The organism is Micromonospora sp. Llam0 (genome assembly GCF_003751085.1).
GTDB lineage: Bacteria > Actinomycetota > Actinomycetes > Mycobacteriales > Micromonosporaceae > Micromonospora_E.
Genome location: NZ_RJJY01000001.1, coordinates 1,077,833 through 1,091,702, shown reverse-complemented (window position 1 = coordinate 1,091,702; position 13,870 = coordinate 1,077,833). Strand labels below are relative to the sequence as shown.

Genomic DNA, 13,870 nt, shown 5'->3' with positions numbered 1-13,870 from the left:
CGTTTGCCGAACAGATCCACCTACTGGCAACATCGATAGAGTGAGTCCACCGTCGATGGTGTCGCCTGCCGGTCCCCGTCTCGCCGAAAATGTCGGCTGAGAGCATGGGCGGGTCGCCGGACGCCATGGCCACCCCGCTCTGGGACGCCGAACACCCGGTCCTGGAGATCATCCGGCAAAGGCGTGCTTCCCGCAGCCGGCCCGGCGCCCGCGATCCCGGTGACACGGCGAAGGTCGGCCTCGCCGTCGAGGGCGGCGGGATGCGCGGAGTCGTCTCCGCCTCGATGCTCGCGGCGCTGGAGGACCAGGGTTTCAGCGACGCGTTCGACGCGGTGTACGGCTGCTCGTCCGGCGCGGTGAACAGCGCCTATTTCCTCGCCGGCGGGACCTGGTACCCCGTTTCGATCTACTACGACGACCTGACCAGCCGCCGGTTCATCGACTTCGCCCGCGGCCTGCGTGGCGGGAACATCCTCGATCTCGACTACGCGTTCGGCGAGGTCGTCGAGATCATCAAGCCCCTCGCCTATGATCGCGTTCTGGCAGCCGACGTCCAGTTGCACATAGCTATTACCGACGTCGATGCAATTTCTACCCGGCTGATATCCGATTTCACCGACCGAGCCGACCTCAAGGCCGCTCTGCTGGCCTCCGCCTGGCTGCCGATCGCCGTACGGGGAACGGCGCAGTTCCGGGGCTGGCGGGCTCTCGACGGTGGCGTGGTCACCGCGCTGCCGTTCCGGCTCGCGCTACGCGACGGATGCACCCACGTGCTCTCCCTGAGTACCCGGCCCATGCGCAGCGGCAACGGCGGGCTCGGTCTGCAGCACCGGTATACCCACCGCTACCTGGAAAAGATCAAGGAAGGGCTGGGCGCCGCCTACCTGGCCTCGGTCCGGCAACGGCTCCGCGACCAGGTCGACCTCACCGCCCGGCGCGACACCGCGAGCCAGCTGCCGCCGTACGTCCTCGACCTCGCCCCGTTGCCCGAGGACACCGAGGTCAAGCGGCACGAACTGCGCTCGCATCTGCTGATCAGCGCGGCGCGCCGGGCGTACTCCCTGATGTACTGCGCGGTTGAGGGACGACCGGTGGATCTGCTCCGGTCGGGGCGACTGCACGCGGTGCCCCGTCTGATGGTCGTGGACCAGCGCTGATGGCCGGCCGACCGACCCTCGACCAGTTGGTCGAGGAGCTTTCCCGACCGCCCACGCCGCCCGGTCCGGACCTCGACCGGTTGGCGAAACTGCTGCTGCCGGCCGGCGGTGAGACGGCCGCCGGGCGGCGGACGACTGCGACGAACCGACCGACGGCCGATGACCTGATCTCCTGGCGGGCGCTGCTGCGTGACGTTCCGTTCGACCAGCGGTCCTTCGACGACCGGTTCCGCCCGGGCAGCTGGAAGGCGGTCCTCGACGGACTGGCGCGGCACTGCGACCGGCTCGCCGAGGGTGCCGCCGACCTGCCGGCGCCGCGTCGGCAGACGGTCGGCTTCCTGGCGCTGCTGTTGATCACTCTGACCGGCCTGGCCGAATCGAGTGACCGCCGAACCGCCGCCGCGCCGGCCCGGGCGGGTACCACCGACGGGAGCGCACCCCCACCCGGCCACGACTGTCCCGGCGTGTGCGGGCGTCTCGTCCGGCAGCGGCCGGTACGCGAGACGATCCGCGAGCTGTACCGGCCGGCCGGCGGACCGCTTCCGGACCAGGCCGGTGAGGATGCCGTCGCGGGGTCCGAGTGGACCGCCGGAGTCGACTTCGACACTCTCGAGTTCCACGAACACGGGACCACATCGGTGATCCTGCGCGGGTCCGGCACGCGACGGGGCGGGCTGCGTCGACCCTTCGCCCTCAAGTTGATCCTCTACCCGTACCTGAGGATTCCGCGCATCGCGAGCACGACGAAGGCGTACGCCGGGCTCTACGATCTCGCCGGTGCCCAGGCGGAACATCTGGTCGCGGTCTGGGCCAGCTCGCACAGCTGGATCCTGATGGACTTCGTCGCCGGGCGTCCGCTGCACGAGGTGTGGCGGGAACGCACCGCGCGACGCCGCACCGCGCGACGTGTCCGCCCCGGACGGTCGGCGACACCCGGCGACGACCAGGGCCTCGGCGAGGCCTCGGTCGACCGGTTCGCGCTCCTGGCCGACCTGCGGGACTACGGCACGGCCGCCTTCCTGGCGCTCGCGGAGCTCGACCGGTTTCTCAACGCCGGCAACCACCCCACCGAGCCGACCAGGCGAGGGCACGGCGACCTCGCCCCGTCGAACATCATGGTGACCTACCGGGACGGCCGACCCGTTTTCCGGCTGATCGACATCGGCGCGAACTACCTGTACACGTACGCCTTCGGTGCGCTCGAAGGCCCGGACGGACAGTTCGTCGCTCCCGAGGTCAAGGCCGACGGGACGGCCGGTGACAAGTCCGACGTCTACTCGCTGGGCAAGTTGCTGACCATGTTCGGTGGCGGGGAACCGGGTGATGTCGTTCCGGACGAGTTCTACGCCCACGCGCCGCTGCTGGCCCGGTTCATCGAGGACCTCATCGACACGCACCCGGACCATCGGTTGCTGCTGTTCTCGCCGGACACCGACCCCGGCGAGCTGCACGCCGCAGCCGGTGAAGAACAGCAACCGGCACCGGACGTCTCCCGGTACGCCCGACTCCACGACACGTTCACCGCGGAACTCGACGCCGAGGCGGCCCGGACGCCGCCGACCGACGACCGGCTGGTCCGCGGCACCTGGGAACTGTTCCAGACCCGACTCACCCTCGGACTGTTCCGGCCACTCGCCGGTGCCCCCGGTCAGCTGCGTCGCATCTACCGGACCCGCCGGGGTGAGCCGGGTGCCGCCGGCCGCGCGTCGGCCCTCGCGGCGGCCCGGTTGCTGGCCTGGTCCTGGCTCTCCTCCGTGGCCTGGGCGGTAACCTGCGCCATCACCCTCATCTGGATCATCCGGCAGTTCGACTGGTCCTGGGGCAACCGGATGGTGGAGTCCCTGCAACGGATGCTGGGCGGCTCGGAGGATCACTTCCCGGTCCTCGACTCGCTGCGCGCTCCCGGGTACTCCATACCGGACATCGAGGCGAACGCGCCGGCCCTGCTGGTCGGTCTGACGTACGCGATGGTGTCGGCGAAGTACTACCACAACATCTTCGCCGGCATGAATCCGCTGGCCGCCGGCTGGCGGGCCGGCGGCCTCACCGTCCGCGCAGCAGTCGCCCAGTTCGCCATCCGGATACAGACGGTCACCGGCGCCGTCCTGGTGTTGCCGATCGTGCTCTACGACCCCCGGCTGTGGCCGATCAACAGCGCCATCGGCCAGACCCTGTCACTGTTCACGAACAGCGCCGTCCTCCTGTTCGCCCGGCGTGCCCTCACGGATGCACGTCGACGGGGGTTGAGCACCGTGCCGTCGAGCGACGCGAAGGTCACCGGGCTCGCGTCGTTCGCGGAGTGGACGCCGTCCTCGCTGTTCTACGCGGGGATCGTCTGGACGATCGGCCTCGCGGTCTACCAGGGCGCGCTGCAGGACGTGTACGTGTACGCCCTGTCCGTGGCGTCGATCAACCTCTTCCTCTTCTACATGATCAAGTGTGGCCGGGGGGCGGCCGAGGTCAGGACCGCGCTCACCCGGGCCACCGGGGCGGCCGAGCGGCTGCGGTGCCTCGCCCTCGCCCACCGCGACGACCATCGGGTGTAGCCGAGGTCAACTCAACCGGTCGCACCCCAGCGCAGCGACAGACCGGTGACCGCCCGCTCGGTACGGATCTCCATCATGCTGCCGAGGATGGTGGCCCGGTCGACAACGACGGCGCTCGTGTCGACGGCGTAGGTGATCCGGTCGCTGACGAACACGGCGCTGCCGGCCGGCTCCTTCAGCAGGGGCGCGACGACGGAGTCGAGCAGGCCGGGGTGAACCGTCTCGGCCGCCCTGGCGACCGAGACGCCGATGTCGGCGAGAGCGCCGTACAGCGACTCGGCGGTGAAGTCCCGGCCGCGGAGCCGGTCGGCGTGCGGTTGGCGTACCCAGGAGACCTGGTGGATCGCGGGGCGGCCGGCGAACTCACGCAGCCGCTCCAGCCGCAACGCGCTCTCGCCCGGCGCGATCCGCAACTGGGCTGCGGCGCGACCCGACGCGCGCCGCACCGACCGGGCGAGCACGGTCGTGCGTACCGCGTGGCCCTGTCTGACCAGGTCGTCGGCGAAACTGTGCAGCGAGCCGAGTTCGTACGCCAGGTGCGGCGGGGCGACGAAGGTGCCCCGGCCGGGCTGTTGCACGATCAGCCCGTCGTCGCTGAGCCGACGCAGGGCCTGGCGCAACGTCATCAGGGTGACGCCGTACGCAGCGCTCAGCTCGCGTTGCGGAGGCAGCGCCTCGCCCGGGGGGTACTCGCCGCCCCGGATCTTCGCCGCGAGGTCGGTGGCGATGGCCTGGTACCTCGGGGCGGGTCCAGGGCTCGCGGTCACGGTCGTCACGCTCCTGCTCGGTCACGCTCTGGTCCACCGCCCACCGCCCGGAGGCAGGTCCTGGTCGACGGCGCGGCGCATCCGGGCGAGGTAGCTGCCGACATCGTACGGGCTGGCTCCGTCCAGCACCCGACGCATCAGCGCGGCTCCGACGACGACACCGTCGGCGGATCGGGCGGCGTGCGCGGCGTGCTCCGGAGTGGAGATGCCGAATCCCACCATGACCGGCCGGTCCGTGGTACGCCGTAGCCGGTCGACAAGTGCCCCGGCGGAGTCGGCGACCGTGGTCCGCTCGCCGGTGGTGCCCATCACCGACACGGCGTAGACGAAGCCCCGGCTGCGCTCGGCGATCTGCGCCAACCGGGGCGGCGGGGTGGTCGGCGCGGCCAGCAGGACCAGGTCGATGCCGGCGGAGGCAGCCGACCCGGCCAACTCGTCGGCCTCGCCGAGCGGCAGGTCCGGCACGATCAGGCCGCTGACTCCGGCGTCGCGCAGCGCGGCGCAGAACCGCTGGGAGCCGGCGTGCAGGACCAGGTTGTAGTAGGTGCTGGCAACCAGCGGCACCTCGGTCGCGGCACCGGCGAGGTCGTCGAGGATGCCCCGGGTCGTCGCCCCACACGCCAATGCCCGGTGGGTCGCCTCCTGGATGGTGGCACCGTCCAGGGTGGGGTCGGAGAACGGCAGACCGACCTCGACCGCGTCGGCTCCGGCCTCGACGAAGGCCCGCAGCTGGTCGAGCCAGGTCGTGGTGATCCCACCGGTGACGTACGGCATCAGCAGTTTGCGCCCGGCGGCCCGGCGCCGCCGCAGCCGGTTCTCAAGCGTCATGCCGGGTCACCGGGGGTCGGACCGTCCTTGAGCGTCGAGACGTCCTTGTCGCCGCGCCCGGAGAGGGTGAGCAGGACGGTCGCGCCGGGTGGCAACTCACCCGCGCCGGCCGCGCGGACCACCCAGGCGAGCGCGTGCGCCGATTCCAGTGCCGGCACGATCCCCTCGGTACGGGCCAACCGGACCACGGCGGCGGCCGCCTCGTCGTCGGACACCGTCTCGTACCGGGCGCGACCGAGATCGCGCAGGTGGGCGTGCTCGGGCCCGACGCCCGGGTAGTCGAGTCCGGCGGCGATGGAGTGCGCCTCGACGATCTGGCCAGCGTCGTCCTGCAGGAACCGGGAGCGGCATCCGTGCAGGACGCCGACCCGGCCGAGAGCCGCGCCGGCGCCACCGGCCGCTTCCACCCCGACCAGCCGGGCGGACGTGTCGACGAAACCGGCGAAGGTGCCGGCGGCGTTGGAGCCACCGCCGACGCAGGCCACGACGTAGTCCGGCACCGCGTTGGCCAGCTCGCGGGCGCACTGGCCGCGCGCCTCGTCGCCGATGACCCGTTGGAAGGTCCGCACCATCCACGGATACGGGTGCGGACCGATCACCGAGCCGGCGCAGTAGTGCGCCTCGTCGGTACGCCCGACCCAGTAGCGCATGGCCTCGCCGGTGGCGTCGGATAGAGTGCGGCTGCCGGTGCCGACCGGAACCACGTCGGCACCGAGCAGTTGCATCCGGAACACGTTGAGCGCCTGCCGTTCGATGTCCCGCTCACCCATGAACACGGTGGCTCGCAGGCCGAGCAGCGCCGCTGCGGTGGCGGTGGCGACGCCGTGCTGCCCGGCACCGGTCTCGGCGATCAGGTGCGACCGGCCCATCCGACGGGCGAGCAGCGCCTGACCCAGCACGTTGTTGATCTTGTGGGAGCCGGTATGGGTCAGGTCCTCCCGCTTGAGCATCAGGTGGACGCCGAGTTCCGCGGAGAGGCGTAGCGCCGGCGTCAGCGGCGTCGGTCGCCCGACGTGCACGGTCAGCAGGCGGGTGAGGCTGTCCCGGAAACCCGGGTCCGACCATGCCTGCCGGAACGCCTCCTCCACCCGCCGGCAGGTCTCGACCAGCGACTCCGGCACGTAGCCGCCGCCGTAGCGGCCGAACCGTCCGGTCGGACCGGGGTCACCCATCCCGGCGGTCCTGGACCTTTGCAGTACGTCGGTCACGATGCCACACCTCTCCGTCTGTCAGCCGTCCGGGTCGCCCCGACAGCTCTATAACTGCTGGACGCTGTTCTAGAACAGTAGCAGCTGTTACCGCTCACACCGACTCCACCGACGGACCAAACGTCTCGGGCAGGCGGGCGGCCGGTGAGCCACCGTCTTGGGCCGACCCGGTCGGCACGACTTGACGGCCACCATGTTATCGATCACAATCGATGCCTACGAGGGTCGGCGCCGGCGACTCACCGGGCGAGTCCGCCGCAGCACCACGCTCGCGTGCAAGCCTGCCCACTCGTCATGGGCGAAATCCGTACCCGATCGAAATGTGCCCAAGCCGGACTGTGGGGTGCCGCCCGTTCCCGGCGCCCATATCCACCCCGGCCTGGCAAGAAATCAGAAGGGAGTTGCGATGTCAAGAAGCCGGGCCTTCTCCGGACCTCTGCTCCTCGCGGCGCTACTCGCGATCACCGCAGGCGGCGTGGCACTCGGCGGTTCCGCCAGCGCCGAGCCCAGCGACACCGGTTCAGCCCAGGACTCAGGTGCCGTGTCGGCCGCCGGCGTCGGCATCGCCGCAGCGAGCGCCGGATGCGGCCGAAACCCGACGCTGGGCAACGGCACCCACACGGTCCAGAGCAGCGGCCGCAGTCGCAGCTTCATCCTGCGGCTGCCCGCCAACTACGACAACACCCGCCAGTACCGGCTGATCATCGCCTACCACTGGCGCGGCGGCACCGCCAACGACGTCAACTCAGGTGGCAGCAGCGGCGCCGCCTGGGCGTACTACGGCCAGCAGCAACTGTCGAACAACAGCGCGATCCTGGTCGCCCCGCAGGGGATCGACAACGGCTGGGCGAACCCCGGTGGCCAGGACGTCACCTTCTTCGACGACATGGTCCAGCGGATCGAGAGCGACCTCTGCGTGGACACCACCCAGCGCTTCGCCCTCGGCTTCAGCTGGGGCGGCGGGATGAGCTATGCGCTCGCCTGCGCCCGGCCGAACGAGATCCGGGCCGTGGCGGTCATCTCCGGCGGGCTGATCAGCGGGTGCAGCGGTGGCACCCAGCCGGTCGCGTACTTCGGACTGCACGGCATCACCGACAACGTCCTGCCGATCTCCATGGGACGGTCACTGCGCGACACGTTCGTCCGCAACAACGGCTGCACGCAGCAGAGCCCTCGGGAACCCGGGCAGGGCAGCCGGGCGCACATCACCACCGCCTACCCGGGCTGCCGCTCCGGGTACCCGGTGCAGTGGGCCGCGTACGACAACGGCCACACCCCGGGCCCGGTCGACGGCACCTACACCGAAAGCGGCGTCAACACCTGGACCAAGGGTGAGATCTGGCAGTTCTTCTCCCAGTTCCAGGGCGGCCAACCGAACCCGACGACGCCGCCACCCGGCCCGACCACTCCCCCGCCCGGCCCCACCACGCCGCCGCCGGGCCCGACCACGCCGCCGCCCGGCAACGGCGGCTGCACCGCGACCGTCTCGCTGAACTCCTGGACCGGCGGCTTCGTCGCCACCGTCCGGATCACCGCCGGCTCCGCCGGCACCAACGGGTGGACCGTCACGATGACCCTGCCCGGCGGCGCCAGCGTCACCAACACCTGGAACGCCAGCGCCAGTGGTAGCACCGGCACCGTCCGGTTCACCAACGTCAGCTACAACGGCCAGCTCAACCCCGGCCAGGTCACCGAATTCGGCTTCCAGGGCAACGGCAGCGGAACCGGCATGACCCCCACCTGCTCCGCCAACTGAACCACCGCTGGCCCGGCCCCGACCCGTCCCGGGGCCGGGCCAGCGGCGCGGCGCCGACGCATGAGCGGCGCTGAGCGACACCGGCACCTGAGCAGCGCTAGCGCTCAAGCAGGGAGCGCAGCACCTTGATGATCTCCTCCGGTGCCTCCTCGGCCATGAAGTGTCCGGCCGAGGTGGTGCGGTGCTCCAGGTTGTCGGCCCAGGTACGCCACAGCGCCGCCGCGTCGAACCCCAGTGCGGCGCCCCAGTCCTGCTGCACGACGGTGACCGGCATGACCAACCGGTTGCCGGCCGCCCGGTCGGCCTGGTCGTGTTCGATGTCGATGCCGGCCGAGGCCCGGTAGTCGGCGACGATCGAGGCGACCGCCTCGCGCGAGGCCCGCAGGTACTCCGCCCGCAGCTCAGCGGGGATGGCCTGCGGGTCGCGGGTCCACAAATCGAGGAAGTACCCGAAGAAGGCGTCCGCGCTGGCGCCGATCATCTGCTCGGGCAGGCCGGGCGGCTGGGCCATCAGGTACAGGTGGAACGCGACCGCTGCGGTGGAGCCGTGCAGTACGTCCCACATGTCCAGGGTCGGCAGCACGTCGAGCGAGGCGAGGTGGCTAATCCGGGTGGGATGGTCCAGGCCGGCGCGGATGGCGACCAGGGCGCCACGGTCGTGTCCGGCCAACGCGAAGCGTTCGTGGCCGAGCTCGCCGGCGAGAGCGACGATGTCGGCGGCCATGGTCCGCTTCGAATACGTGTCCCGGTCGACCGCCTCGGGTTTGTCACTCGCGCCGTAGCCGCGCAGGTCAGGCGCGATCACCGTGTGGTCGGCGGCCAGGTCGACGGCGACGTGGCGCCACATGGCGTGGGTCTGCGGAAAGCCGTGCAGCAGCACGATCGGACGGCCGGTGCCGCCGACCGCCACGTTCAGGGCCACGTCGTCGTCGACCGCGACCCGCTGGTAGTCGAAGCCAGGGATGGCGAATGTCATGATTGTCCCTTTCTGGTCGGTGCCGGAATCCAGCGTGCCGGGCGCGGATGAGCAACCGATGAGCGCGATACGTTGAGCGCAGACGCAGAAGGGCGGTCCGATCAGTGCAGGTCAGCTTCGGTGTTCTCGGCCCGGTCGTCGCCTGGGACGACGTCGGCGCGCCGATCGACCTGAAAGGGCCGAAGCACCGGGCGGTGCTCGCCCGGCTCGTCGTCGCCCGGGGCCGGGTCGTCCCGGTCGACCGTCTCGTCGAAGACCTGTGGCCGGAGCCCGCCCCGGGCGCGGTGAGCGCCGTACGAACCTTCGTCGCGGCGCTGCGGCGCGCGCTGGAGCCGCACCGGCCACCACGTCAGCCGGCTCGGCTGCTGGTCACCGAGGGCTCGGGGTACGCGCTGCGGCCGGCGCCGGACGCGGTCGACGCCTGGCGGTTCGAGAACACGGTCGCTACCGCGTCCACCGCTGCCCCGCACCCGGCGCTCGATCAGCTCGACCGGGCCCTGACCTGGTGGCGCGGGCCGGCGTACGCCGGTTTCGACGACGAACCGTGGGCGCAGGTCGAGCGTTCCCGTCTCGACCAGCTCCGGCTCAACGCCGTCGAGCAGCGGGCCGAGGCGCTGCTGGGCCTGGGGCGGGCCGCCGAGGCCGTACCTGATCTCGACGCCCACGTCGCCGGGCATCCGTGGCGGGAGGAGGCGTGGCGACTGCTGGCACTCGCCCTGTACCGGGCCGGCCGCCAGGGCGACGCCCTCGCGGTCCTGCGCCGGGCCCGCCGGCTACTGCTGGACGAGCTCGGCATCGACCCCGGGCCTCGGCTGCGACAGCTGGAAGCCGACATCCTGCGCCAGACCGAACGGGTCGACGACGGTCCCGGTCCGACCGCACCCGAACGGCTCTGGGCGGAGGCCACGGCGGCGTACGACCGTGCCGTGCCGGCCGATTCCGGGACCCGGCTGGAGTCGACGGTCGGCCTGCTGCGCAGCCTCGCCGTGACCGGGGCCAGCGGCCTCGAAGCGGCGCGGCGGCAGCGGATCACCACCATCACCGTGGCTGAACAGTTGGCCGATCCCGAGCTCACCGCCCAGGTGATCGGCGGGTACGACGTACCCGCGATCTGGCCCCGCTCGGACGACCCGGCGCAGGCGGCGCAGATCGTCGCGGCCGCCGAACGGGCCCTGGCCGCCGCTGGCCCCGGCCTGTCCGACGCCACCCGGGCCCGGCTGCTGGCCACGGTCGCGGTGGAGTCACGCGGTACGCATGCGGCACGCGGACCCGAGGCGGCCCGGCAGGCGGAGCGGATCGCGCGCCGGCTGGGCGACCCGGCCCTGCTGGCGTTCGCGCTCAACGGCGTGTTCATGCAGACCTTCCACCGGACCGGCCTGGCCACCGAACGGGACGAGATCGGCGCCGAGCTGGTCACGCTCTGCACCCGGCACGGTCTCGCGACGTACGAGATCCTCGGTCATCTCGTCCGGTTGCAGGCCCGCGGCGGGCTCGCCGACTTCGCCGCCGCCGACCAGCACGCCACCGCCGCGGACCGGCTCGGGCAGCGACACGACCGACCGCTGGTCGGGGTGTTCACCGGGTGGTACCGGGCGCTGCGGCTGGCCGCGACCGGGTCGTCGTCGGCCGCCGCCGAGGCCGCCTACCGCGACGCGGCGGCGCGGCTCGCCACCGCCGGCATGCCCGGCGTCGAGCATGGCCTGCTCCCGCTGGCGCTGCTGTGCCTGCGGGTCTGGCGAGGCGGGGCGATCCGCTTCGACGACGACACCGACTGGGGTCCCTACCGACCGTGGACGCGCCCGCTCCTGCTGCTGGCCGGGGACCGGCCGGCCGAGGCCGCGACGGCGCTGCGGCAGACCCCGGACCCACCGCGTGATCTGCTGGCCGAGGCGTTGTGGTGCCTCACCGCGCGGGCCGCGATCGCCCTCGACGACCGTACGGTGATGCGCCGCGCCCGGACCGCACTCGCCCCGGCCGTCGGCGAGTTGGCCGGGGCCGGCAGCGGCATGCTCACCGTCGGCCCGGTCGCCCGTCACCTCGACGACCTCGACGCGGCCCTGCACCGCACCCGATGAGCCGGCTACCACTGAGCCGGCTGGCATCGATGGCGGTCACGGCCGTGCGGTGAATCCTATCGACTGCGTGCGTACGCTCTGCCACACTCCGGACATGGACCACCACCCCCCGACGAACACCACGGCACCCCGTCACCTGCCCACCGCCGAGCTCACCGCCGGGCTCGCCGAGGTGGCCCACTCCCCACGCGGCTCCGGCACGTTGGACCTCGTCGTCCGCCGGCCGGCCGTCGACGAGCGGGAACTGCTGGCCGAAGGGACGCTCGACATCACCGACGGGCTGGTCGGCGACGGCTGGGCGCAGCGCGGCAGTTCGGCGACCGGCGACGGTTCGGCCCACCCGGACCGGCAGCTCACCGTGATGAACTCCCGGTTCGTCCGGCTGGTCGCCGGCGACGACCCGCAGCACTGGGGGCTGGCCGGCGACCAGCTCTTCGCCGACCTCGACCTGCACACCGACGCACTGCCCGCCGGCACCCGGCTGGCGGTCGGCGACGAGGCGGTCATCGAGGTGACGGCCGAACCGCACACCGGGTGCGCGAAGTTCGCCAACCGCTACGGACGCGACGCGCACAAACTGGTCTGGGGTGAGCAGGGTCGCCAGGCCCGGCTGCGTGGCCTCTACGCCCGCGTCGTGGTCGGTGGCGTCATCCGGCCCGGCGACCAGATCCGGGTACTCGGCACGGCCGACGCCACCGAGGGAACCTCCATGACCCTCAACCCGCCGGTTTAAGGGTCATACAGGTTCCCTCGTCATGAGGTGCCGGTCGTCAGCCCGATCGCCGTCGCCAGCCGGGCGACGCCGGCAGCGTCCGGCCCGCACCGGGCGATCTCAGCCACGAGGGTACGGGCGGAGGGCCGGCAGCGGATCTCAGCCGGTGCGACGCGGTCCGCCTCGACGAGCCAACGTCCTGCCCCGGTGAAGTCAGCGACGTCGAGGTACGCCCGCGCCGTGTCCACCAGGTACGCCGCCCGATGCTCCGCCGGCAGCCGTAGCCAGCCGTCGTGACGGACGATCGTGGCGTGTCGGTTGACAGCGTCGGTGGCGTCCCCGAGGTCGACGGCCGCCGTCACCCGGGCGCAGTCGACGGCCGCCGGGCCGAAACTCGCCTGCCGGTAGTCCAGCCCGTCGCCGATCCGGCCAGCGACGTCAGCGGCTCGGCCGAGCAGCTCGTCGACGCTGCGGGTTTCGCCGCAGCCGGCGGCGGCCAACCCGGCCTGCAGCAGCAACGTCCCGTACACCGTGCCGCACTCGACCGATGCCGCCGCGATGCGGTCGGCGGCGGCGACCGTCGTCGTCATCGCCAACCGGTCCTGGCCCAACCCGCGCAGCGCCTGCCCGAGCGGCACCGCCGCCGACCCGGCCAGCACCGAATCGCTGCCGGCGGTGGCAAGCGCCCGATCGGCCGCCAACCAGGCCAGCTCGGGTTCGCCGACCTTGACCAGCACGAGCGCGATAATCCGGTACGCCCGCACCAACAACTCCGCCCCCGGCCCAGGCCGGGCGGCGTGCAACCGGCGGGCGGCGTCCAACAGCTCCGGCGTCATCCGCAGCAGCCGGGGATAGTCCCCGTGCTGGTACGTCAACCACGCATGCTCCACCCGCCGCGTCACCTCCTGCTCCCCCGCCGGTCCGCTCTCGACGGCGGTGAACACGCCGTAGCTGGCCAGCGCCGCCCGGACCGCCGCCACCCCGCCGACCGCCCCACCGGCCTCCGATGGCCGGTCCGGGCCGATCAACTCCGCCGGATCCACCCGCAACACCTCGGCGACCTGCCGGATCAACGAAAACCGGTCCAACCGCCGGACACCACGCTCCACCTTCTCCACCCAGCTCTTCGACCGGCCGATCCGATCGGCGAACACCTGCTGCGTCATCCGCCGCCGCACCCGCCACAGGGCGACCCGACGCCCCACCGCCACACTCACCGCCGCCCACCCGCGTCGATCCAGGTCCCGTCGATCCAGGTCCACGACACGAAGCGTTCGTACAACTCGGCCGGATCGGTGATCCCAGCCTCCTCGGCGGCCAGGGTCAGCAGCTCACCGACGTCGACCGACAACGCGACCGGCTCCCCGACGTACGCCTCGGCCAATTGCGTCCGGCCCGGCGGACACGGCCAGGGCGTCCCGTCCGGACAGACCGCGCAGCACCACGACGGCCGCACCGGCTCATGCACCGGCCCACCGCCGGCCCGGGGCTTCTTCACCGCAGGTAATGCCGGCCGGCGTTACCACCCCGGCGATCCGCGCGGTCGGTCCGGGTCGCCGGCCGCCGGTCCGACGGCGGCACCGTCCGATCGGCGAACCGCCGCCGACCCGGCACCGGATACACCACATCCACCGGCACGTCCGCACGCTGAAACCACTTCCCGAACACGCTGCCCCCTCAACAAGCGTTGGAAGGGCGGCGACCCGAGGTGGCTCTCCACGTCAACCCCGAGCCGCCGCCCAGCAGGCGGGCCCGACGCGCGAAAAGGGCGATCACGGGATGCGACGTCGGGCCCAGCTAACGCGAGGCCGCGCCACCGCCGAACTCACCACCCGGTACGGGAAG

Annotated in this window: 11 protein-coding genes; 5 read left to right on the top strand and 6 right to left on the bottom strand. The window is 72.1% G+C overall.

All coding sequences use genetic code 11. From position 1 onward, the window contains the following. Positions 1 to 104: 104 nt before the first annotated feature. Both EDC02_RS04965 and EDC02_RS04960 read left to right on the top strand, forming a co-directional pair. The gene (locus EDC02_RS04965) at positions 105 to 1,157 is read left to right on the top strand and encodes a patatin-like phospholipase family protein (RefSeq protein WP_199757509.1); all 1,053 of its coding nucleotides are present in this window, start codon (positions 105 to 107) and stop codon (positions 1,155 to 1,157) included. Next, a complete protein-coding gene (locus EDC02_RS04960; protein ID WP_123600929.1) occupies positions 1,157 to 3,703 on the top strand; it encodes a hypothetical protein in 2,547 nt (848 codons plus the stop codon). The genes EDC02_RS04965 and EDC02_RS04960 overlap by 1 nt, the downstream gene beginning before the upstream one ends. A gap of 11 nt (positions 3,704 to 3,714) precedes the next feature. On the opposite strand, the gene EDC02_RS04955 is transcribed toward EDC02_RS04960, so the two are convergent. The 3 genes from EDC02_RS04955 to trpB are packed head-to-tail and all read right to left on the bottom strand — an operon-like array spanning position 3,715 to position 6,470. After that, positions 3,715 to 4,470 carry a GntR family transcriptional regulator gene (locus EDC02_RS04955; protein WP_123600928.1) on the bottom strand — a complete coding sequence of 252 codons (756 nt, stop codon included), beginning with the start codon at positions 4,468 to 4,470 and terminating at the stop codon, positions 3,715 to 3,717. 21 nt (positions 4,471 to 4,491) lie between these two features. Further along, positions 4,492 to 5,298: a tryptophan synthase subunit alpha gene (gene trpA, locus EDC02_RS04950; RefSeq protein WP_123600927.1), complete on the bottom strand. Its 807-nt coding sequence runs from the start codon at positions 5,296 to 5,298 to the stop codon at positions 4,492 to 4,494. Next, on the bottom strand, positions 5,295 to 6,470 hold the full coding sequence (gene trpB, locus EDC02_RS04945; protein WP_123600926.1) for a tryptophan synthase subunit beta: 1,176 nt from the start codon (positions 6,468 to 6,470) through the stop codon (positions 5,295 to 5,297). The genes trpA and trpB overlap by 4 nt, the downstream gene beginning before the upstream one ends. Before the next feature lie 442 nt (positions 6,471 to 6,912). On the opposite strand from trpB, the gene EDC02_RS04940 reads away from it, so the two are divergent. After that, positions 6,913 to 8,262 (top strand): cellulose binding domain-containing protein, encoded by a 1,350-nt coding sequence (locus EDC02_RS04940; protein ID WP_123600925.1) that lies wholly within the window; start codon positions 6,913 to 6,915, stop codon positions 8,260 to 8,262. Between the two features lie 97 nt (positions 8,263 to 8,359). Here the strand turns inward: EDC02_RS04940 and EDC02_RS04935 are convergent, their stop codons facing one another. Further along, positions 8,360 to 9,238: an alpha/beta fold hydrolase gene (locus EDC02_RS04935; protein ID WP_123600924.1), complete on the bottom strand. Its 879-nt coding sequence runs from the start codon at positions 9,236 to 9,238 to the stop codon at positions 8,360 to 8,362. 104 nt (positions 9,239 to 9,342) lie between these two features. On the opposite strand from EDC02_RS04935, the gene EDC02_RS04930 reads away from it, so the two are divergent. Together EDC02_RS04930 and EDC02_RS04925 are read left to right on the top strand one after the other, a co-directional pair. Then, positions 9,343 to 11,313 carry a BTAD domain-containing putative transcriptional regulator gene (locus EDC02_RS04930; protein ID WP_123600923.1) on the top strand — a complete coding sequence of 657 codons (1,971 nt, stop codon included), beginning with the start codon at positions 9,343 to 9,345 and terminating at the stop codon, positions 11,311 to 11,313. A gap of 94 nt (positions 11,314 to 11,407) precedes the next feature. Then, complete coding sequence (locus tag EDC02_RS04925; protein WP_123600922.1) at positions 11,408 to 12,046, top strand: MOSC domain-containing protein; 639 nt, start codon at positions 11,408 to 11,410, stop codon at positions 12,044 to 12,046. A 20-nt stretch (positions 12,047 to 12,066) separates the two neighbouring features. Here EDC02_RS04925 and EDC02_RS04920 read toward each other — a convergent pair whose 3' ends face one another. Both EDC02_RS04920 and EDC02_RS39460 read right to left on the bottom strand, forming a co-directional pair. Continuing rightward, entirely contained in the window at positions 12,067 to 13,242 is a 1,176-nt protein-coding gene (locus EDC02_RS04920) for a helix-turn-helix domain-containing protein (protein WP_233605743.1), read from the bottom strand. Further along, positions 13,239 to 13,523: a hypothetical protein gene (locus EDC02_RS39460; protein WP_148083328.1), complete on the bottom strand. Its 285-nt coding sequence runs from the start codon at positions 13,521 to 13,523 to the stop codon at positions 13,239 to 13,241. The genes EDC02_RS04920 and EDC02_RS39460 overlap by 4 nt, the downstream gene beginning before the upstream one ends. Positions 13,524 to 13,870 lie beyond the last annotated feature (347 nt).